17 protein-coding genes are annotated in these 19,843 nt (G+C 68.2%); 14 read left to right on the top strand and 3 right to left on the bottom strand.

Annotated elements, in window-relative coordinates; genetic code table 11:
* Nucleotides 1-259: 259 nt before the first annotated feature.
* Together LY12_RS10420 and LY12_RS10425 are read right to left on the bottom strand one after the other, a co-directional pair.
* Nucleotides 260-1,204 (bottom strand): PDR/VanB family oxidoreductase, encoded by a 945-nt coding sequence (locus LY12_RS10420; protein WP_253855488.1) that lies wholly within the window; start codon nucleotides 1,202-1,204, stop codon nucleotides 260-262.
* Nucleotides 1,205-1,224: 20 nt separating this feature from the next.
* Nucleotides 1,225-1,947, bottom strand: a complete 723-nt coding sequence (locus tag LY12_RS10425) for a hypothetical protein (protein WP_253855490.1) — start codon at nucleotides 1,945-1,947, stop codon at nucleotides 1,225-1,227.
* Between the two features lie 81 nt (nucleotides 1,948-2,028).
* Here LY12_RS10425 and LY12_RS10430 point away from each other — a divergent pair, with 81 nt between their 5' ends.
* Both LY12_RS10430 and LY12_RS10435 read left to right on the top strand, forming a co-directional pair.
* Nucleotides 2,029-2,772 (top strand): GntR family transcriptional regulator, encoded by a 744-nt coding sequence (locus LY12_RS10430; protein ID WP_253855492.1) that lies wholly within the window; start codon nucleotides 2,029-2,031, stop codon nucleotides 2,770-2,772.
* A gap of 148 nt (nucleotides 2,773-2,920) precedes the next feature.
* Nucleotides 2,921-3,832 (top strand): LysR substrate-binding domain-containing protein, encoded by a 912-nt coding sequence (locus LY12_RS10435; RefSeq protein WP_253855494.1) that lies wholly within the window; start codon nucleotides 2,921-2,923, stop codon nucleotides 3,830-3,832.
* A 42-nt stretch (nucleotides 3,833-3,874) separates the two neighbouring features.
* Here the strand turns inward: LY12_RS10435 and LY12_RS10440 are convergent, their stop codons facing one another.
* Complete coding sequence (locus tag LY12_RS10440) at nucleotides 3,875-5,116, bottom strand: flavin-containing monooxygenase (RefSeq protein ID WP_253855496.1); 1,242 nt, start codon at nucleotides 5,114-5,116, stop codon at nucleotides 3,875-3,877.
* Nucleotides 5,117-5,384: 268 nt separating this feature from the next.
* On the opposite strand from LY12_RS10440, the gene LY12_RS10445 reads away from it, so the two are divergent.
* The 12 genes from LY12_RS10445 (at nucleotide 5,385) to LY12_RS10500 (ending at nucleotide 19,573) form a co-directional block, all read left to right on the top strand.
* Nucleotides 5,385-5,810: a RidA family protein gene (locus LY12_RS10445; protein ID WP_253855498.1), complete on the top strand. Its 426-nt coding sequence runs from the start codon at nucleotides 5,385-5,387 to the stop codon at nucleotides 5,808-5,810.
* Nucleotides 5,807-6,484, top strand: coding sequence for a DUF1028 domain-containing protein (locus LY12_RS10450; protein WP_253855500.1), 678 nt, complete (start codon nucleotides 5,807-5,809; stop codon nucleotides 6,482-6,484). Before LY12_RS10445 ends, LY12_RS10450 begins: the two co-directional genes overlap by 4 nt.
* The gene (locus LY12_RS10455; RefSeq protein ID WP_372493519.1) at nucleotides 6,484-7,611 is read left to right on the top strand and encodes a M20 family metallopeptidase; all 1,128 of its coding nucleotides are present in this window, start codon (nucleotides 6,484-6,486) and stop codon (nucleotides 7,609-7,611) included. The genes LY12_RS10450 and LY12_RS10455 overlap by 1 nt, the downstream gene beginning before the upstream one ends.
* On the top strand, nucleotides 7,608-9,011 hold the full coding sequence (locus LY12_RS10460) for an aspartate ammonia-lyase (protein ID WP_253855504.1): 1,404 nt from the start codon (nucleotides 7,608-7,610) through the stop codon (nucleotides 9,009-9,011). The genes LY12_RS10455 and LY12_RS10460 overlap by 4 nt, the downstream gene beginning before the upstream one ends.
* Nucleotides 9,012-9,034: 23 nt before the next feature.
* Entirely contained in the window at nucleotides 9,035-10,408 is a 1,374-nt protein-coding gene (locus LY12_RS10465) for an MFS transporter (protein ID WP_253855506.1), read from the top strand.
* A 350-nt stretch (nucleotides 10,409-10,758) separates the two neighbouring features.
* Nucleotides 10,759-11,442 carry a GntR family transcriptional regulator gene (locus tag LY12_RS10470; protein WP_253855508.1) on the top strand — a complete coding sequence of 228 codons (684 nt, stop codon included), beginning with the start codon at nucleotides 10,759-10,761 and terminating at the stop codon, nucleotides 11,440-11,442.
* A gap of 213 nt (nucleotides 11,443-11,655) precedes the next feature.
* Nucleotides 11,656-12,897: an amidohydrolase gene (locus LY12_RS10475; protein ID WP_253855510.1), complete on the top strand. Its 1,242-nt coding sequence runs from the start codon at nucleotides 11,656-11,658 to the stop codon at nucleotides 12,895-12,897.
* A gap of 411 nt (nucleotides 12,898-13,308) precedes the next feature.
* On the top strand, nucleotides 13,309-14,061 hold the full coding sequence (locus LY12_RS10480; protein ID WP_253855512.1) for a DedA family protein: 753 nt from the start codon (nucleotides 13,309-13,311) through the stop codon (nucleotides 14,059-14,061).
* Nucleotides 14,062-14,234: 173 nt separating this feature from the next.
* Nucleotides 14,235-15,560 carry an AMP-binding protein gene (locus LY12_RS10485; RefSeq protein WP_253855514.1) on the top strand — a complete coding sequence of 442 codons (1,326 nt, stop codon included), beginning with the start codon at nucleotides 14,235-14,237 and terminating at the stop codon, nucleotides 15,558-15,560.
* Nucleotides 15,557-17,305 (top strand): tryptophan 2-C-methyltransferase, encoded by a 1,749-nt coding sequence (gene tsrT, locus LY12_RS10490; protein WP_253855517.1) that lies wholly within the window; start codon nucleotides 15,557-15,559, stop codon nucleotides 17,303-17,305. The genes LY12_RS10485 and tsrT overlap by 4 nt, the downstream gene beginning before the upstream one ends.
* Before the next feature lie 131 nt (nucleotides 17,306-17,436).
* The gene (locus tag LY12_RS10495; RefSeq protein ID WP_253855519.1) at nucleotides 17,437-18,996 is read left to right on the top strand and encodes a tryptophan halogenase family protein; all 1,560 of its coding nucleotides are present in this window, start codon (nucleotides 17,437-17,439) and stop codon (nucleotides 18,994-18,996) included.
* Between the two features lie 70 nt (nucleotides 18,997-19,066).
* Entirely contained in the window at nucleotides 19,067-19,573 is a 507-nt protein-coding gene (locus LY12_RS10500; RefSeq protein WP_253855521.1) for a flavin reductase family protein, read from the top strand.
* The last annotated feature ends 270 nt before the right edge of the window (nucleotides 19,574-19,843 follow it).

The raw sequence follows: 19,843 nt of genomic DNA on the forward strand, positions 1-19,843 counted from the left end.
CGGAGCCGACGTCCCGGTCCGGTACCCGCACACGGCATCACGACACTGCACAAGGCCCAGCATGACGGATACTGCGAGATCGCAGCAGTCCTCGGCGCGACGTCCTGATCGCTGGCTGCGGGGGTGCAGGTGGGGCCATGGAGCTATCCCGGTCCGAAGGCCTTCCCGAGCAGACGACAGCTGCGGTGCTCCGCACAGTCGCCGTGCCTACCACCCGCCGGAAGCTCCCGGCGGGTCGAAACCTACCGGGCCCCGAGCATCACAAGTCGAGGACCAACAACCGCCCTTTGGCGCGAGAGACACACGGCAACATGATGTCGCCACGTTCCCGTTCCTCGTCGGTCAACACGTCATCCTGATGGTCCGGCTCGCCGGCCAGCACCCCAACCTCGCACGTACCGCAGATACCCGCTCGGCATGAGTTGTCGAGCGCGACACCGGCCGCCTCGACCGCGTCGAGCAAGGGCTCGTGCTCGCCGACGGTGAGGCGGATATCGCTGCGCTGCAGCAGCACCTCGAAAGACCCTTCGGCAACGGGTGTTTCCGCGGCGAACCGTTCCCGGTGCACGGCGTCCGCAGGCCAGGCCGAACACGCCTCCTCCACCGCGGAGAGCATCGACGGAGGCCCGCAGCAGAAGACGGCGGTACCGTCCTCCGGAACGGCGAGCAGCCCGGTGAGATCGGGAAGCCCCGCTTCGTCCTGTGGGACGACGGTGAGTTCGCCACCCGGGATGGTCGAGAGTTCGTCGAGGAAGGCCATCGACGTCCGGGTGCGCCCGCCGTAGACGAGGAGCCACGGGCGGCCGAGTTCTGCCACCCGGCGCACCATCGGAAGGATCGGCGTGACGCCGATGCCGCCGGCCACGAACAGGTACCGCGCTGCCTCGACAAGGGGAAACCGGTTGCGCGGACCACGGATGTACAAGGTGTCGCCCGGGCGGACCTCGTCATGCATCCGCTTCGACCCGCCTCGTCCGTTCGGTTCACGAAGCACCGCGATCCGCCACCGGTCCGCGGACCGCGGACTGCCGCACAACGAATACTGCCGCACCAGACCCGACCCGAGGTCGACGTCGATGTGCGCACCCGGCGACCACGCGGGAAGGTCCGCACCGTCACGATCGCGGAGGGTCACCGCCACGACGTCATCGGCACAGTACTCGACCGCCACCACGGCGACGGTGCGCCAATCGTCCGTGTCCACGGAGATCACCCGCTCACGTGTCACTGCCCGGCCTTCAACGACTCAGGGGTGAAGGTGCGCCAGGCGATGTCGCGCATCCCGCGCATGGCTCGCAGGATCTCTTCGCGGTCCTCGTCGGTCGCGACGTAGGTCGCCATCATCTGCAACCCGAGACCGACATGGAACTTCTCGTCCTTCTCGATCTGTTTGTAGATCCGCGTCACCTCGTCCAGACCGTGCCGCTCCGCACCTCGGAAGGTCGGCTCGAAGCTGCCCGAGGCCGAGGTTTCGGACAGATTCCACGCAGCGACCGCCGAAAGCGGGTGGCGGTCGAGACACTCCCACAAGAACAGGCTCCACGGCTCCGCCTCGGCGGGAACCGTCGTGGGCACGCTCCCGCCCAGCGATTCGATCGCCTTGCCGACCATGTCGTAGTGCTCGGCCTCCTGGAACGACTGTTTGGCCAGCAGCGTGATGTGGCGTCGCTCGAACTGCATGCCGTAGCGACGGATCTCCTCGTTGAGCAGATAGACGTAGTCGATCTCGCGCCAACACCGCGGAATCAGCCACGCGGCAAGCCGCGCCGGGTCGGGATCCTCGTCGAAGGAGACGAAGAACGCCTCCGTCGCTTCGGCCGTGGCGACCTGCACCGACTCCAGCAGCTCGTCCAGCTCGGCCTTGATCGGCTCGAGACCGCTGCCGCCCCTGACATTCCGCACATCGACCATGACGTCCTCCCAATCCGTGTGTAACTTTGTATCCATGGATACAATCTGTCCGGACATGAGATGTCAACCCCGCGGCCGGTCCGCCAGGGCCGGTCCGTGCTGTCCTAGGATTCAGCCATGGAAGCGGAAGGGGGCGACCACGCCGTGGACCGAGCGGAGGCGCTACGTGCCCCCAGCAGCCTGGCCGATCAGATCGCGCAGATCCTCGAGGACGAGATTCTCGAGGGGCAGTACTCGGACGGCTCCCACCTGCAGCAGGAGGAGATCTGCGGCCGCTTCGGCGTCAGCCGCACCCCGGCCCGCGAAGCACTGCGCAAACTCCAGGCTCATAACCTCGTCGAGCTCGTGCCCAACCGCGGAGCGCGGGTCCGCATGCCGACACTGCGCGAGCTCAACGACGTCTACCAGCTGCGCGCCGAACTGGAGGGATTCGCCGCCGAACTCGCGGCCCGCTCCCGCGAACCCGACATGCTCGCCGCGCTAGAGAAGGCACACAACACGCTGTCGCAGATCGTCCCGCTCGCCGCCGGAACTCTCGACACACCCGACGAAGCCGAGACCGGCGAACGACTGCGCCGGTTCAACGACATGTTCCACGGGGTCATTCACGATGCCGGCGGCAACCAGCGGCTCGGCAATATGATTCAGGAATTGCACCGCTATTTCCCGAAGGACACCGTCCGGCTCGCAATTCGCTCTCCGGAAACGCTGCGCTCGCTGTACATCGACGAACACACGGCGATCCTCGAAGAGATCATGCAGGGCCGCGCCGCCGCAGCCCGGGATGCGATGCGGGACCACATCCACGGCTCGCAGACGATGCTGGTGGATTATCTGCGTAAGCGGGGCTTTCCGGACTGATCGCACCCTGCACCGCCCCGAACGCACACAACCGTAGGAGGGCGGCGGTGTCGCGGCCCACGGATATCCGCGGGGACGCCGGGGTGGACACTCACCCCAGCTTCTGGCCAGTTCGCCAGAAGCCCCACACGCGAGGCAGGATGACCGAATGAGTGAGCCGTCGTTTACTCTCGTGCAGCTGCGTTACTTCGAGTCGGCTGCGAGGCAGCTGAGCATGACCGCCGCATCGAAGGAGCTGGTGGTCTCACAGTCGGCCGTGTCAACGGCGATCGCGCAGCTGGAGAAAGAGATGGGCGTGCAGTTCCTACTGCGCCACCACGCCCGCGGGCTCAGCCTGACCACCGCGGGCGAGGAATTCTACAAACGGGTTCTGGACTTTCTCGCGCACGGCACCGAGCTCGTCGAGACCGCGCGCCAGTCCGGTACCGAGCTGGTCGGAACGCTGACGGTCGGCTGTTTCTCGACGCTCGCGCCGTTCCGCCTCCCACAACTGCTGGCCGAGTTCGAGGCGCGGCATCCGCGGGTACACGTGTCCTTGCTCGAGAACGAGCACCAGGCGCTCAAGACCGCACTGCGTTCCGGTAAAACCGAACTCGCGTTGCTGTACGGCTATGACCTGGACGACGACATCGATCGGGAGGTCGTGGGCACCGCGGCTCCGTACGTGCTCGTCGCCGAGGACCATCCGCTGGCACGCAGCCGGGGTGGCAAGGTGTGGCTCTCGCAACTGGCCGACGAGCCGATGGTACTGCTCGATCTGCCACACAGTCGCGAATACCTGCAGTCGGTCCTGCACAGCGTCGGCATCGAGCCGCGCGTGCGTCATCGCACCCGGGGATACGAGACGGTGCGGGCACTCGTCGCTTACGGACACGGCTTCGCACTCCTCAACCAGCGCCCGCCCGCGAGTTCGACCTACGCGGGAGCCGGCGTCGCTCCGCTGGCGCTGCGGGACGACGTCGAGTCGCTCGACATCGTCACCGCCTGGGTGCACGGAGTTCGGCTCACCCGACGGGCACAGGAGTTCCGTTCACTGTGCCGCGCCCGCTACACCCTCTGACCGTGCGGCCGGACGGGACGGATCTCCGCCCGGCCGTACGAATCAACGCCGAAGGTAGCCGCGTTGGATGGCGATGTGGTCGGCCACGAACTTGGCGTCGTGCCACACGCCCCAGATGAAGCTCGAGCCGCGACTCGCCAGCCACGGAAGGCCGATGAAGTACACGCCGGGCTCGGTGGAGACGCCGCGGCGGTGGCGAGGCTTGCCGTTCTCGTCGAACGCGTCGACCTGCAGCCAGTCGTAGTCGTTGGCGAATCCGGTGGCCCACACGATCGAGGTGACGCCGGCTTCGGCGAGGTTCAGCTCCCGGATCGGGTCCGTGACGCACGCCGGGTCGGGGCCCAGCTCACGCGCTTCCGGCTCTTCCGGGAGATCCAGGCCGTTGCGTGCAACGTAGGCGTCAGCCTCGTCGAGCAGTGCCAGGTAGTTCGCGTCGCCGCGGGCGATGTTGGTCCCGAGATCGTCCGCGAAGCGGAGGGTGCCGTTTTCGAACGAGCTGGTCATGCCGACCAGGTCGATGCCGATTCCGGCCAGCTCGCGGAAGTCCACCGTGGATCCGCCGCGTGCGCCGCTGACCGCGATGGTCACGTGGGCCGCGCCCTGCGGCGGGGTTTCCGCGTTCCATTTCCCGAGTACACCCAGCCACCAGCAGAAGTCCTCGCCGCGGTACCGGCGCGGTGGCCGGTCGTGCGGCCCGACGGACAGGTACACCCGTCGGCCGGCACGGCGCAGTTCCTCGGCGATCTGCACGCCCGACGAGCCGGCGCCGACGACGAGCACCGCACCCTCGGGCAGCTCGCGCGGGTTCCGGTAGTCGCTCGAATGCAGCTGCACCGGGCCGGTGTCTCGCGGCACGATCGGTGGGATCACCGGCCGCTGAAACGGCCCGGTCGCGGCGACGACGAAGCGGGCGTCGTACGTCCCGTCGGTGGTCTCCACGTGGAAGCCCGGCTCGCCCTCCTTCTTGCGTACGGCTGTGACGTCGACCCCGGTCCTTACCGGAGCGGCGATCTTCTCCGCGTACGCCTCGAAGTAGTCCGCGACCTGATCCTTCGAGGCGAAGCCGTCCGGCTCCACGTCGACGAACTCCATCCCGGGGAACCGGTCGTGCCATGCCGGCCCGTTCGCGACCAGTGAGTCCCACCGCCCGGACCGCCACTTCTCGGCGATCCGATCCCGCTCCACCACGAGGTGCGGCACGCCCTGCTCGCTCAGGTGCTCGCTCATCGCCAGCCCGGCCTGCCCTCCTCCCACGATGAGGGCCTCCACCTCTTGGCTCGACATCCAGACCTCCGCTCCGAAACAGCTGGCGGGCCGATTTCCGGCCCCTGGCTTGGGTACGTCCTCTGGATCGTCATGCGTGAACTTGGTCGTGTCCAACAGATGTTTCCGGGCTTGAAGATCTGATTTTCCGATGACCGGAGCATCTGATTTTCCGATTCATTGGTTCCAAAACATCTACTCGACAGAACACCGAGGCGGACGTCAGGCTGAGTCGGTCCCCGTCTCGAAGCGGGGCCGGGAACCCAGCAAATCCACGGGAGGCCGAGAAGTGACTGTCCACCGGCGCATCCGCCCGTTCAACACGCGTGACACCTACCCCGAACAGAACCTCGACAACGACCTCTGTCAGGCCGTCGTCGCGAACGGGACCGTGTATGTCCGCGGGCAGATCGGGCAAGACCTCGACACCAGCAAGTCCATCGGAATCGGGGACGCCGGTGCGCAGGCCGAGCAGGCGATGGCCAACATCGAAATGCTGCTCCACGAAGCGGGCAGCCGGATGGAACACCTGGTCAAGCTCACGATCTACCTGATCGACCCCCGCTACCGCGAGGACGTCTACCGGGTGGTCGGTCGCTGGACCAAAGGCGTGCATCCGATCTCCACCGGAGTGATCGTCTCGGCGCTCGCGCGGCCGGAGTGGCTGTGCGAGATCGACGCCATCGCCGTGATCCCGAACGAGGAGCAGCAGTGACCTTTTCCATCGTCGCCCGCGACATCTCCGGCGGCACCGTGCGCTTCGGAATCGCAGCAAGTTCGTCCAGCCCTGCCGTGGCGGCCCGGGTCGCGCACCTGCGGCCAGGCATCGGCGCCGCCGCTTCGCAGAACATAACGGACCCCCGACTCGGCACCCGGTTGCTCGACGCGCTCACCGAACACGGCGACGCCGAGCAGGCACTCGCCGGAGTCTCCGCGACGACCGACGACGTCGAATACCGCCAGCTGACCGTGCTCGGTCGTACCGGCCCTGGATTCGCCTACAACGGCGCCCGAACGCTCGGCAAGCACGCGTCCGCCACCGCAGACGGAGTGGTGGCCGCGGGCAACATGCTGGCGGGAGAGCACATTCCGCAGGAGATGTCGGACGCGTTCGGCTCCTCCAGCGGCGAGCTGGAGCAGCGGCTCGTCGCAGCCCTGCAGGCCGGCCTCGCCGCGGGCGGGGAGGCCGGCCCGGTGCGGTCGGCCGGTGTCGTCGTCGTGTCCGATGTGGAATGGCGGGTCACGGACCTGCGCGTCGACTGGGCCGACGACCCGGTCGACCGGCTCGCCGAACTGGTCGACGTGTGGCTCCCCCTTCGGGACGACTACGTCACCCGCGGCCTCGACCCGGCGTCGGCGCCCTCGTACGGCGTTCCGGGAGACGAATGATGACGTCGCTGAAGACGGCCGCGCGCGGCGCGATCGATCAGCACACCGCAGAGCTGATCCGGCTGTCGGAACGGCTGCACGCGGACCCGGAAACCGCCTGGGAAGAACACCGCGCCGCCGCCATGGTGCCGGAACTGCTCGACCGCTCCGGGTTCGCCGTGACGCCGAAGTACCTGGGCCTCGACACCGCTTTCCACGCGAGCTTCGGCAGCGGTCCGACGAAGATCGCGCTCTGCGCCGAGTACGATGCGCTACCCGGCCTCGGCCACGCATGCGGCCACAATCTGATCGCGGCCAGTTCGATCGGGGCCGCCCTCGGCCTGGCCGAAGTGGCCGACGAAGCCGGGCTCACCGTCGAGGTGTACGGCACGCCGGCCGAGGAGGGCGGCGGCGGGAAGATCGAGCTCCTCGACCGTGGTGCGTTCGCCGGAACCGACCTGGCGATGATGGCGCACCCCGCACCGGTGGACGTGGCCGAAGCGCGGCCGTTCGCCGTGAGCCACTCGAAGATCTCCTACCGCGGCAAGTCCGCACACGCCGCCGCCTACCCCGAAGCCGGTACCAACGCCGCCGACGCCTTCACGGTGGCCCAGGTCGCCATCGGGTTGCTGCGCCAGCAGCTCCCCTCGTCGGCACGGGTGCACGGCGTCGTGACACACGCCGGCGACGCGCCCAACGCCATCCCGGAACACGCGTCCGGGCGCTGGTACGTCCGCGCCGAAACCCTCGCCGAACTGGCCGAGCTGGAACCACGCGTGCTGCGTGCGTTCGAAGCCGGCGCCCTGGCGACAGGTTGCGAACTGACCGTGAAACCGGAAAGCAAGCCCTACGCCGAGTTCCGCGCGGATGAGACGGCCCTCGCCGCATATCGTGCCAACGCGGTGGAGCTCGGCCGAGAGTTCGCCCCGGACGGGACCGCGGCGCGAATGAACCGGGCATCCACCGACATGGGTAACGTCTCCCAGGTCGTGCCGGCCATTCACCCGTATCTCGGCATCGGTTCCCTGCCTGCGATCAACCACCAGCGCGAGTTCGCCGCGTACTGCGTCGGAGGAACGGCCGAGCGCGCCCTGCTCGACGGTGCGATCGCACTCGCCTGGACCGGGATCGACCGGGTGGCAGTATGACCACGTCCCGCCGCGAGCACGACATGCTCGGCGAGATCGACGTCCCCGCCGAGGTCTACTACGGCGCTCACACCGCACGCGCACTCGTCAACTTCCCGATCACGCACGAACGCCTCGCGGAGCGCCCGCACCTCGTCGCCGCACTGGCGACGGTCAAGCAGGCAGCCGCCGCTGCGAACCTCGAGGTCGGAGCGCTCGCCCACAAACCGGCCGAGGCGATCACGAAAGCGTGTGCCGAGATCAGGAACGGGCGGCTGCATGACCAGTTCGTCGTCGACCTGATCCAGGGCGGCGCGGGAACCTCCACCAACATGAACGCCAACGAGGTCATCGCCAACCGCGCGCTGGAACTGCTGGGCCTCGAACGTGGCGATTACGCGGCGCTGCACCCGCTCGACCACGTCAACCTGGGCCAGAGCACCAATGACGTCTACCCCACCGCGGTGAAGCTCGCGCTGGACGGCCATCTCGCCGAGCTGCTCGCGGCGCTCGCCGACCTGCGGGAAGCGTTCTCCGCCAAGGCGCTGGAGTTCGCCGACATCGTCAAGATGGGCCGCACCCAGCTACAGGACGCCGTACCGATGACACTCGGGCAGGAGTTCGGCGCCTACGCCGCCACGCTGGCCGAGGATGAGCAGCGGCTCGCCGAGGTCAGGCTCCTCCTGCATGAACTCAATATCGGGGGCACGGCGATCGGCACCGGCCTCAACGCCCGCCCTGGCTACCGTGAACGCGCGGTTGCGCACCTGCGCAACCTCACCGGCATCCCGACACTGGTGTCTGCCGACGATCTCATCGAGGCCACCCAGGACGTCGGCGTTTTCGTGCAGCTGTCCGGGGTGCTCAAACGCGTCGCGGTCAAGCTCTCCAAGATCTGCAACGACCTGCGGCTACTGTCCTCGGGACCGCAGGCGGGACTCGGCGAGATCACCCTGCCCGCTCGGCAGGCCGGCTCGTCCATCATGCCGGGCAAGGTCAATCCCGTCATTCCCGAGGCGATCAACCAGATCGCGTTCGAGGTCATAGGCAACGACGTCACCGTCACGCTCGCAGCCGAAAGTGGTCAACTGCAGCTCAACGCCTTCGAACCGATCATCGCCCGCGCGCTGACCGCCGGATTGGACCACCTCACCGCCGGGGTCGGGGTGCTCGCCGGGCGCTGCGTCCGCGGGATCACCGCGGACCGCGAACGCCTCGCGAACGTCGTCGCAACGTCGACCGGCGTGGTCACCGCGCTCAGTCCGACCCTCGGCTACGAAACGGCCTGCGCCGTCGCGGTCGAGGCCCATCGCACCGGCCGACCAGCGCTCGAACTGGTCCGCGAACGCCGGCTGCTCACCGACGAGCAGCTCGGCGCGCTCACCACCCCAAGGGCGCTGACCGGCGGCCCATCCGCGTGACCGTCCGTATGCAAGGAGGCATCATGACCACGCAAGATTCCACCGGCGAGCAACTGGCGGAAGCGTTCGCCGATCCCACGACGCTTCGACGCAGCGTCGCCGCCGGCGCAGTCGGGGTGTTCGTCCACTGGTTCGACTGGGCCGCCTACGCATATCTCGCGAGCACCATCGCCACGGTGTTCTTCCCGGCGAACGATCCGACCGCCGGACTGCTGGCCGTGTTCGGCGTGTTCGCCGTGTCCTTCGGCATTCGACCCATCGGCGCCCTGGTTTTCGGCCCACTCGGCGACCGCATCGGCCGCAAGCGCACGCTGTCCATCGTCATCTTCGTGATGTCCGGGGCAACGCTCGTGATCGGCTTACTGCCCGGCTACTCCACGATCGGCATCGCCGCACCATTGGCGCTGGTGTTCCTACGGCTGCTGCAGGGGTTCGCCGCCGGTGGCGAGTTCGGCAGTGCGGCAAGCTTCCTCGCCGAGTACGCACCGCGCCGTCGTCGCGGGTTCGGCGTCAGCTGGCTCGAAGTCGGCTCCCTGTTGGGGTTCCTTGCCGGATCGTTCGTGTTCTTCCTCCTGTCGACGGGCCTCACCGAGGCGCAGCTCACCAGCTGGGGCTGGCGGATCCCGTTCCTCATCGCCGCGCCGCTCGGGATCGTCGGGTTCATCATCCGCTCCAAGATCGAGGACACCCCTGAGTACCGCGCGCTCGAAGCGACCGACAACGTTCCCCGCAGCCCGGTCCGGGAGCTCTTCCGCAACAACAAGAAGGAGCTTCTCCAGGCGTCCGGGGTGATGACGATGATGCACGTCCCGTTCTATGCGATCCTCACCTACCTGATCACCTACGAGACCGATCACCTCGGCCATTCCGCGGGCAATGCCGCCCTGCTGTCCACGGTGATCTCGCTCATCGGCCTGGCCCTCGTACCGGCCTTCGGCCGACTGTCCGACCGCCTCGGGCGCCGGCCGGTGCTGATCGGCGCGGGCATCGCGCTGTTCGTGCTCTCCACCCCCGCGTACCTGCTCATGCACACCGGACTCGTCGGCACATGGGTCGGCGGGCTCGCGCTCGGCATCGTACTCGCCGCCATCCTGGGCACCTATGCGGTGTGGTCCGCCGAGATCTTCCCGACCCGCACACGCCAGGGCGGACTGTCCATTTCATACAACGTGATCGCCGCCCTGTTCGCGGGCACGGTCCCCTACCTGATGACGGTGCTGATCTCGGCAACCGGCAGCACTCTCGTGCCCGGCCCGTATCTGATGGTCGCTGCGACCATCGGCCTGGTCGCGGCCTTCACGATGAAGGAAACCGCGGGCAGCCCGTTGCTGCAGCAGGAAGACGTGCCCGCGGAGCAGCGCGTCGAGGTCGAGCCCGCGGAGGTTCCTCGCAGCTGAGCTCCGGGGTGTTCGCTGTCGGGGGCGTCGCTTCGCAGAACGGTCCGGGGTCGCGACGATGCCTGCCCGGCACCGCAGGCCGGGAAGGCATCGCTTGCGCGGCTCGCAACGGCGGAGTCCTGCACGCGCCTTCGACAGCACCCCTCCGTCTCTGCCCACCTCGACGGACTGCACGCAGCCACCGGTGCCGTGGCACACCCGTCCGTCCTGGAAGGGGACCGAGTCCACTACCTCGACGCGATCGGCAGATCCTCTGATCACGCGGGCCGGACGGGTTCCCGCCGAAGGAAGATGGGCGAGGCCGTGGCTCTATCCTCGTCCGAAGGCTTCCCGAGCAGAGGACGGTTGCGGTGGAGGACAGCACGACGGCCCGTACGGCCCGCTCGCACACCGGCGAGTTCACCTCGATGAGCGCGCGGGCACGGGAAGCCGTGCGGCAGCGCATCATCGACCGCCGCTACGAACAGGGCGTCCGCCTCGTCGAGCGTGAAGTCGCCGAGGAGCTCGGCATGTCCCGTGTGCCCGTGCGGGAAGCGCTGCGCTCGCTGGTCGCCGACGGCATGCTGGAACTGCTCCCCAACAGCGGGGTGCGGGTCCGAACCCTGACCCGCACCGATGTGCAGCACCTCTACGAGGTGTGGGAACCACTCGCGGTCCAGGCATCGCGGCTCGCCGCGCGGGCGGCTGCCGACGCCCCGGAACTCCTCGCGTCCCTGCAACGTGCGCTCGGCGATGCCGAACAGGCGGCCGCCGCGGGCCAGGGCGCGCTCGAAGTGACGGCGCACACGGCCTTCCACCACCGCATCGTCGCGCTGGCGAGCAACCCGCTGCTCACCCGGACCATGGAACAACTGAACGGCCAGTTGCAGCTGCTGTTCGGACTGCGCGAGGAACCGGCGCACATGCGGGCCCAGCACGCGGAGATGTTCCAGCGGATCGCAGCGGGCGACCAGGAGGCCGCGGCCGCCGCCACGCTGCTGCACGTCCGCGACAGCCGATCCGTGGCGCTGCGTTCCCTCTTCGGCGACCGCTGACGGTTCGTATACCAAGAAGCCACCGCGATCGGTTTACGCGACCAATATCCTGACGTACACCAGTTGTCACGATCCTCGCCACTTGCCGTGGAACCGCTGTTGGTATACAAACATGGCGCCGTCGGCTCACCTCGCATGTCGGGAAGCCGTAGCCGATCGCGGACCGCCCCGGAACGTGAACTCCGAGCCCCCTCGCCCGACCAAGGAGCCCGCATGCTGCCGCCCAGGTACGACGACGGCCGGCCGAACGCCGCAGCCGCCGCCCCCGGCCACCCCACGGTCTTCCGCAACGTTCGCCCTTTCGGCGCCGAAGCACCCGTGGACCTCACGGTGGTCGACGGCCGGTTCACAGCCGACCCGGCGCCCGCCGACGCCCGGATCGTCGACGGGGGCGGGCGCGTGATGCTCCCGACGCTCGTCAACGCGCACATCCACCCCGACAAGACCACGTGGGGCGGCCCCTGGGTGTCGCGCAGGCCCGCCGAGGGCATTGCGGACTACTCCGAGCAGGATGCGGAACTCTTCCGCAGCCAGGACCGCACCGTCGCGGAACGCGCCCACGGCCTCATGTCCCATGCCGTGACCCGCGGGACCCGCGCCATGCGTGCCCATGCCGACGTGGCGCCGGCATACGACCTCGCCTGCGTCGAAGGGGTCGCCGCGGTCCGGCAGCAGCTGCGGCATGCGCTCGACGTCGAGATCGTGGCGTTTCCGCAGCACGGGGTCATCCGCACCCCCGGCACGGCGGAGTTGTTGGACGAGGCCGCACGCACCGGCACGATCGACCTGATCGGCGGCATCGACCCGATCGACTTCGACCACGCCCTCGACGACCAGCTCGACCTGCTCTTCGACCTCGCCGATCTGCACGGACTGGGCATCGACATCCACCTCCACGACCGGGGCGCGGCCGGCACGGAGACACTGCGCGCCGTCATCGACCGCACCCGGGCCCTGTCCCTACAGGGCAAGGTGACCATCAGCCACGTCTTCTGCCTGGTCGACCTCGACGAGCGCGAACTCGACGCGATCGCGGCCGAGCTGAGCGGCCTCGACATCGCGTTGACGACGGTGGCGCCCTCTCCCTCCCGGGTCCTCCGCGAACACGGCGTGCGCGTGGGCCTCGGCACCGACGGGGTACGCGATGCGTGGAGCCCCTTCGGCAACGCCGACATGCTGCACCGGGCACATCAGCTGGGCCGGGTCACCGGCGCACGCACGGACGACGAACTGGAACGCTGCTATCTCGTCGGCGCCCACGACGGCTCCGACGTCCTCGGCCTGCCCCGCGTCGATTTCACGCCCGGTTCTCCCGCCGACTTCGTCCTGGCCCGCGGCGAGTGCCTGCCGCAGATCGTCGTGGACACGCCCCCGCCGGACCTGGTCGTTCGCGGCGGCCGCATCGTGGCCCGCGACGGCGAGCCGGCCGACGCGACGGCGGAAGCCCTGCGGTGATCCCGCGGTTTCGCCGTCCCCATGGACGAGCGACCGGGGCCCGGGCAGCTCCTAGGTGTCAACCACTAATCCCATCGAGGGAACGGCGCCGGCGAGCAGCTGTGCTCGTCGGCGCAGTCCTGCTTCCGGCCACCCGGAGAAGCCACTGGTTCGGACCACGGCGACGGTAGGAGATCCCGGATATTTACCCCGAGATCCGGCCGAAATCGTCGTCACCCGCACCTCGACGTGCCAACATCGGAGCCGCCTTCTCGTCGCACAGCTTGGAGTGGCCGATGCCCGCACACGTCACGGCACCAGGGTCAGCGCCGGACGGGTCGAGAAGAACCCGGAGCGGCGGCACCTCCACCGAACCATCCGTTGTGGACGAGCTCCGCTTGGGATTCACTGCCGCGTGGTTCCGACCGAACCATGTTTGAGCTGCTCGACTCCATCATCGAGTGGCTCCGGTCCAGCGTCGACTCACCGTGGCTCTGGCTGGTCCTGTTCCTGATCACCGCGGCCAACCCGCTGGTGCCGTTCCTGCCGAGCCGGTCGGCGGTCGTCGCGATCGCCGTGCTCGTCGCAGGCGACCCGATGCGGCTCACGTTGCTACTGGTCTCGACCACGATCGCCGCGCTGGCCGGCGACTGCGTCGGTTACTGGGTCGGCAAGCGTGCTGGGCCGCGCATCCTGGCCTGGCTGCAACGGAGCGACCGGGGACGTCCACGGCATCGGCGGGCCTGGCGAGCCACGCACCGGCACGGAGCCCTGCTGATCATCGCGGGACGCCACCTTCCCGGGGGCAGGCTGACCGGTGCGCTGGCACCCGGCTACGTCCGGTACCCGTGGCGGCGGTTCGTGGCGCTGGACGCCGTCGGCTCCGCGATCTGGGCGCTGTACTGCGTCGCCGTCGGCTATATCGGTGGCGTCAGCTTCGCCACCGATCCCCTCAAGGGCGTGGTGCTGGGGTTCGGGATCGCCCTCATCGTTCCCGCCGGGATGGAACTCGGCAGGCGTCGCTGGGCGCGGCGCCGCTCCGTGCCCACACCACGCACGGCCGTCGGCGCCGACGACTCCGCCGACAGCGGAACACCCCACCGAACCGGCACCGACGACCACGAGCACACGGACGCCGCCGGCCTCGAAGGGTCGACGGCGTCCGAACCCCACGCCGACGGTTGACGCCCCGGCCCGCCCACGCCGTCGTGCCCGGCCCACCCGCTGCCCGGCCCCGCTGCGCCCGTCCCCGCCAGCCGATATAGCTCAGGCATAGTTCGCACTCCCACCATTCCTCACGTTGGGGCTTCGTGGCTGCCCAACCAGACGGCCGCACACATGCGTGAGGAAGGGATGGCGTGGGCAACAACGAACCATGGCTGAGCCGGATCGTCGACAGCCTGGACCGATCACGGGCGGGACTTCTCACCGAGCACGGCCGCCTGCCCTGGCCGGAGCTCGTGGCACGGGCGCGGCGCACGGCCGCCGAACTGTCCGAGCTGCCACGTGGCGTGGTCCTGGCGCCCGACAGCGGTCCCGGCGCTCTAGTCGCTGTCCTGGCGGCCGGCCTCGCGGAACCCGCACGGTCCTGGGTGATCGGCGACCCGGTGCAATGGGGATCCGCGCCGGCCTCGCCGACCGCTGCACCCGTCTCGGCCCACCCGCGGGCGACGCCACCACCCGATGTGGACGGTGTCACCTACGCCACGGCGACCTCGGGCACGACCGGACAACCCCGACTGCTGTTCGGGCGACCCGAGACCCTCGCCGACACGGTGGACCTCTACGTGACCGGTATTCCCGAGTACGCCGAGGCCGAGCTGTTCGCCGCATGCACGGCGTCCGAGTTCGCGACCGACCTCGCGACGGTACTGCACCGGATCGTGCTGCCGGCCGTCGTGCTCGGCCGGGACCTGATGTTGTTCCGGCCCCACCAATGGCACGCGGCGGCCGCGGCCCTCGACGGACGGCCGGCCGTGTGTCTCACCCCGCCCCCGTTGGCTCTGCTCGGCAGCAGGGCCGCCTCCGCCCGCCACAACTACTCGGGTGTCCGATTCGTCCCCGAGGGTGGCGGACTGACCACCGAACGAGCCGAACGGGTCGCCGCCGGGTTCGCGGGCTGTTCGTTCCTCACCCTGTTCGGCACCACCGAAACCGGGGTGCTCACGGTGACGCGCGAGGTCCGCGACGACGACTACATCGGGGAACCGCTTCCGGGAAAGCCGGTGTGGCTGAGCGATCCCGGCGACGACGGCGAACGGAACCACGGCGTGGGTACGATGTGGACGGCCGGACCCGACACGAGGATCGCCACCACCGACGGACTTCTCTCCCGTTCCGCCGAGGGTGCGGTCGGCAGCGGGTACCTCGCCCGTCCCGGCGCCGACGGCGGTTTCGTGCTCGCCGGCAAAGCCGACGAGCGGGTCGACGTCGACGGCGTCAGCATCGACCCCGGCGACCTGCTCGCCAGCCTCCGCGACATCCGCGGCCTCGTCGATGCTTCCGTGTCGGTCGACCGTTCGGGACCGGCCGGTCGCATCACGATAGTCGCCGTCGGCGATGTCACCGAAGGCCAGATCCGCAGGCGATTGGCCGCCCGCACCGCCGCCCTCGTGCCGCACGAGGTCGTGTGCCACCCGGCGCAGGAACTCTCCCACAGCCAACGAGGAAAGGTGCTGCGATGAGCGACGATCTGGTGGTTCTGGTCAATCCGAACAAGGTGTATCCACCGATCGCACCGTACGCGCTCGACGTGCTCACGACGTCGTTGGAGCACGCGGGATTCGCCGTCGACGTGGTCGACCTGACGTTCCGCAGGGACGAATGGGACATCGCGCTCAAGGAGTACTTCGCCGAGCGGGAACCGCTGCTCGTCGGAGTAACGGTCCGCAACACCGACACCGTTTACGCCTACGAACAGCGTCCGTTCGTCAATGAGCACAAAGAGATCATCGACGCGATCAAGCAGCTGACCGAGGCCCCGATCGTCGGGGGCGGGATCGGTTTCTCCACCATGCCGTTCGCCCTGGTCGACTACTTCGGTATCGACTTCGGCGTCAAAGGCCCCGGCGAACACACGCTGTGCGAGCTGGCCACCGCATTGCGGGCGGGCCGGAGCAACGAGGCGGCAGCCGGAGCCGTTCCCGGAATCCTGCACAACAAGGGCGGCGGACGGGTCGTCCGCACCCTCCCCGACCACCTGGTGCTGTCCACCGATACCGCCCCGGGCAACGCGGCCGAGGACCGGGAAAGCGGGCGGTACGAGAGCCGAGCATGGCAGGCCGAGACCGCGGCCGCGTACCGCAGGCATTCCGAGGTTCCCGACCGCGTCGACAATCTCGCCTACTACCGGTCGGGCGGGCTCGGCAGCATTCTGACGAAGAACGGGTGCGTCTACCGGTGCACGCACTGCGTCGAGCCCGACGCGAAGGGCACGCGGTTCGCGCGCAGAGACGTCTCCGCGGTCGTCGACGAGATGGAGTCGTTGACCGACCAGGGAATCCACGATCTGCACACCACCGACAGCGAGTTCAACCTGGCGATCAACAACAGCAAACAGGTACTGCGCGAGATCGCAGCGCGGAAGCACCGCGATCCCGGTTCCTCACTGCACCGGCTCCGGCTGTGGGTCTACTGCCAACCGGCGCCGTTCGACGCGGAGTTCGCCGAACTACTGGCCGAAGCCGGCTGTGTCGGCGTCAACGTCGGTGCCGATCACGTTCGTGCCGACCTGCTCCACCGGTGGAAGGTCACCGACAGAGGCGGCACCTACTACACCTTCGCCGACACCGAGAACCTCGTCGAACTCTGCAAGGCCAACGGAATGGCCACCATGGTCGAGGCATTGTTCGGCATGCCCGGCGAAACACTCGGCACCATGGCCGACTGCATCGACCGGTTCATGGCACTCGACGCCACCGTCACCGGATTCAGCCTCGGCCTGCGCCTCTTCCCCTACACCGAGCTGGGCATCTCTCTCGCGGAGGAATGCGACGGCGTACGCAGCGCACCGGGTCTGCAGTCGAACAACGCGACCGAGCCGATCGTGCTGACACCGCTGCGCAACTGCTCGGGCCCCGTCGAGTACGAGCGCCAGTTCATGTTCGACGAGAACGGCGACTTCCGCCTGGTCTCGTACTTCTCCCCCGACCTTCCCGAAGACCCCGAGACGATCGGTTCGCCTTCGGGGCGCTGGTACCGGTCACTGCAGTTCCTCTGGGACTACGTACCCGAATCCGAGCTGTACCGGGTGATGCTGCCGACCGTCGCCGGAATCAGCAACCACGACAACAACTACGCCGACAACCCGTTCCTCACCAGCCTGGTGGGGCTCGGTTACACCGGGGCGTTCTGGGCGCACTGGCGGGAGCGGGAGAGCATCATGGCCGCCGCGAAGGACGTCGGCCTGCTCGCCGAGGCGCACGCCTGACCCGCCGTCCACGCGTGGACAGCCGGCCGCTTACGAGCCGGAATCCGACTGGTTCTCGTCGCCCCGCCACGACCGTCGCACGATTTCACCGCAGTCCGTAGCGATCGAGCGAACAAGGTGTTGATGTGAGCATGAAGAATCCTGACCAGGTCGTCATCGTCGGGGGCGGCACGGCCGGATGGATGACCGCTTCCTATTTGAAGGCGGCGTTCGGGGACCGGTTGTCCGTCACCCTCGTCGAGTCGGACAAGATCGGCACAATCGGGGTGGGCGAAGCCACCTTCAGCGACATCCGGCACTTCTTCGAGTTCCTCGACCTGAAAGAGGAAGACTGGATGCCCGCCTGCAACGCCACCTACAAGCTGGCGGTGCGGTTCGAGGACTGGCGCGAACCGGGACATCACTTCTACCACCCGTTCGAACAACTGTCCTCGGTCAATGGTTTCCCGCTGACCGACTGGTGGCTCCACAGTGGTCCGACCGAGCGTTTCGACAAGGATTGCTACGTGATGGCGTCCCTGTGCGACGCCGGCCGCAGCCCGCGGTACCTCGGCGGTTCGCTGCTCGAACACGACGCCGTCGACAGCGACGACGAGCCCGTCGGCATGACGATGTCGGAATATCAAGGCAGGACACAGTTCCCGTATGCCTACCACTTCGAGGCCGCGCTGCTGGCGAAGTACCTCACCGGGTACTCGACCGACCGCGGCGTCCGGCACGTGATCGACGAGGTGCAGGACGTCCTCCTCGACGAACGAGGCTGGATCGACCACATCGTCACGAAGGACCACGGTGAGATCAGCGGTGACCTCTTCATCGACTGCACCGGCTTCCGCGGCCTGCTCCTGAACAAGACCCTCGACGTGCCGTTCGTCTCCTATCAGGACACCCTGCCCAACGACCGGGCCGTGGCACTGCAGGTTCCGCTCGACATGCAGCAACGCGGAATCCGGCCCTGCACCACGGCGACCGCCCAGGACGCGGGCTGGATCTGGACCATTCCACTGTTCGGCCGGATCGGCACGGGGTACGTCTACGCGGGCGACTACTGCACGGCCGACGAGGCGGAACGGCGGCTGCGGGAGTTCGTCGGCCCCGAGGCCGAGGACGTCGAGGCTAATCACATCCGGATGCGCATCGGCCGCAGCGAACGGTCGTGGAAGAACAACTGCGTGGCCGTCGGACTGGCCAGTGGTTTCGTCGAACCGCTCGAATCGACCGGGATCTTCTTCATCCACCATGCTGTCGAGCAGCTCGTGAAGTACTTCCCCGGCGGCGACTGGCAGCCGAAACTGCGGGAGGGGTACAACGCGGCCGTCGCCAACGTGATGGACGGGGTACGCGAGTTCCTCGCCCTGCATTATCGCGGAGCCGCCCGCAACGACACCCCGTACTGGAAGGACGCCAAGACACGACCCGTTCCCGACGCGCTGGCCGAGCGCTTCGAGCGGTGGCAGGTCCAGCTACCGGACAGCGAGAGCGTCTTCCCCTACTACCACGGCCTGCCACCGTTCTCCTACATGTGCATTCTGCTGGGAACCGGTGGGCTCCGCCCTTCCCCTTCACCTGCGCTGGCGCTCACCGACGACACCGCGGTGCGCAAGGAGTTCGCGGCCATCAGGGACAAGGCGCGGTCACTCGTCGACACCTTGCCGAGTCACTACGAGTACCTGGCGGCGATGCGCACATGACCGGCGACGGAACGCACCGCACCGTCCCCGGCGACCGCGGTGCGCCCGACCGCCGTGAGGAGGTACCACCATGACCGAGTCGGTCGCTGGAACCGCTGACACGGCGGGCGGGTTCCGCACGATGATGGCGGGGTTCCCGACCGGAGTGGCGGTCGTGGCGTCGACCGATCCGGCGGGCAGGCCGTGGGGTATGACGTGCTCGTCGCTGTGCAGCGTGTCGATGACGCCTCCGGCGCTGCTCGTCAGCCTCCGGGAGGGCAGCCCCACCCTGTCCGCGGTGATCGAACGTGGCCGCTTCACGGTGAACCTCCTGCACGAGCGTGCGCGTACCACCGCGGAGCTGTTCGCATCCGGCAGGCGGGAGCGGTTCGACCTCGTCGATTGGGACGTGGGTACCGCGGGCCCACATCTCACGGCCGACAGCCACGCCATCGCCGACTGCCGAGTGACCGCTGCGCATCCGGTCGCCGACCACGTCGTCGTGTACGGCGAGGTCGACGACGTCCTGGGCGTCCGGGACGGCCGGCCACTGCTCTACGGCATGCGACGGTACGGCCGTTGGGACGACATCGGGTGAGCTGCGAAAGCCGAAGGAGCCACCACACCGCGTCAGCACCTTCGCGCTCGACGCCACATCTCCACGCTATATCCGTTCTATATCTCGGTTCCCGCCGGCCGATATAGCTCACGCATAGTCCGATCTCGCACCATTTCCGACGGATGAGGCGTTGCGGCTCGAGGCGCCGGGACTCGACGTACGGCTACTCGAGGTGCTGGGACCACTCGAAGCACTCCGAATCGATACGCAACGACTCCGGGAACTGCGACTGAAGGCACTGTGGCTCGA

This window comes from Prauserella alba (assembly GCF_024171735.1).
Lineage (GTDB): Bacteria > Actinomycetota > Actinomycetes > Mycobacteriales > Pseudonocardiaceae > Prauserella > Prauserella alba.

What these genes read in the sequence shown, in the direction of transcription:
- LY12_RS10425 (WP_253855490.1), bottom strand. Translation starts at nt 1,947, where the DNA reads ATGGATACAAAGTTACACACGGATTGGGAGGACGTCATGGTCGATGTG.
- LY12_RS10430 (WP_253855492.1), top strand. Translation starts at nt 2,029, where the DNA reads ATGGAAGCGGAAGGGGGCGACCACGCCGTGGACCGAGCGGAGGCGCTA.
- LY12_RS10435 (WP_253855494.1), top strand. Translation starts at nt 2,921, where the DNA reads ATGAGTGAGCCGTCGTTTACTCTCGTGCAGCTGCGTTACTTCGAGTCG.
- LY12_RS10440 (WP_253855496.1), bottom strand. Translation starts at nt 5,116, where the DNA reads ATGTCGAGCCAAGAGGTGGAGGCCCTCATCGTGGGAGGAGGGCAGGCC.
- LY12_RS10455 (WP_372493519.1), top strand. Translation starts at nt 6,484, where the DNA reads ATGACGTCGCTGAAGACGGCCGCGCGCGGCGCGATCGATCAGCACACC.
- LY12_RS10460 (WP_253855504.1), top strand. Translation starts at nt 7,608, where the DNA reads ATGACCACGTCCCGCCGCGAGCACGACATGCTCGGCGAGATCGACGTC.
- LY12_RS10465 (WP_253855506.1), top strand. Translation starts at nt 9,035, where the DNA reads ATGACCACGCAAGATTCCACCGGCGAGCAACTGGCGGAAGCGTTCGCC.
- LY12_RS10475 (WP_253855510.1), top strand. Translation starts at nt 11,656, where the DNA reads ATGCTGCCGCCCAGGTACGACGACGGCCGGCCGAACGCCGCAGCCGCC.
- LY12_RS10480 (WP_253855512.1), top strand. Translation starts at nt 13,309, where the DNA reads ATGTTTGAGCTGCTCGACTCCATCATCGAGTGGCTCCGGTCCAGCGTC.
- tsrT (WP_253855517.1), top strand. Translation starts at nt 15,557, where the DNA reads ATGAGCGACGATCTGGTGGTTCTGGTCAATCCGAACAAGGTGTATCCA.
- LY12_RS10495 (WP_253855519.1), top strand. Translation starts at nt 17,437, where the DNA reads ATGAAGAATCCTGACCAGGTCGTCATCGTCGGGGGCGGCACGGCCGGA.
- LY12_RS10500 (WP_253855521.1), top strand. Translation starts at nt 19,067, where the DNA reads ATGACCGAGTCGGTCGCTGGAACCGCTGACACGGCGGGCGGGTTCCGC.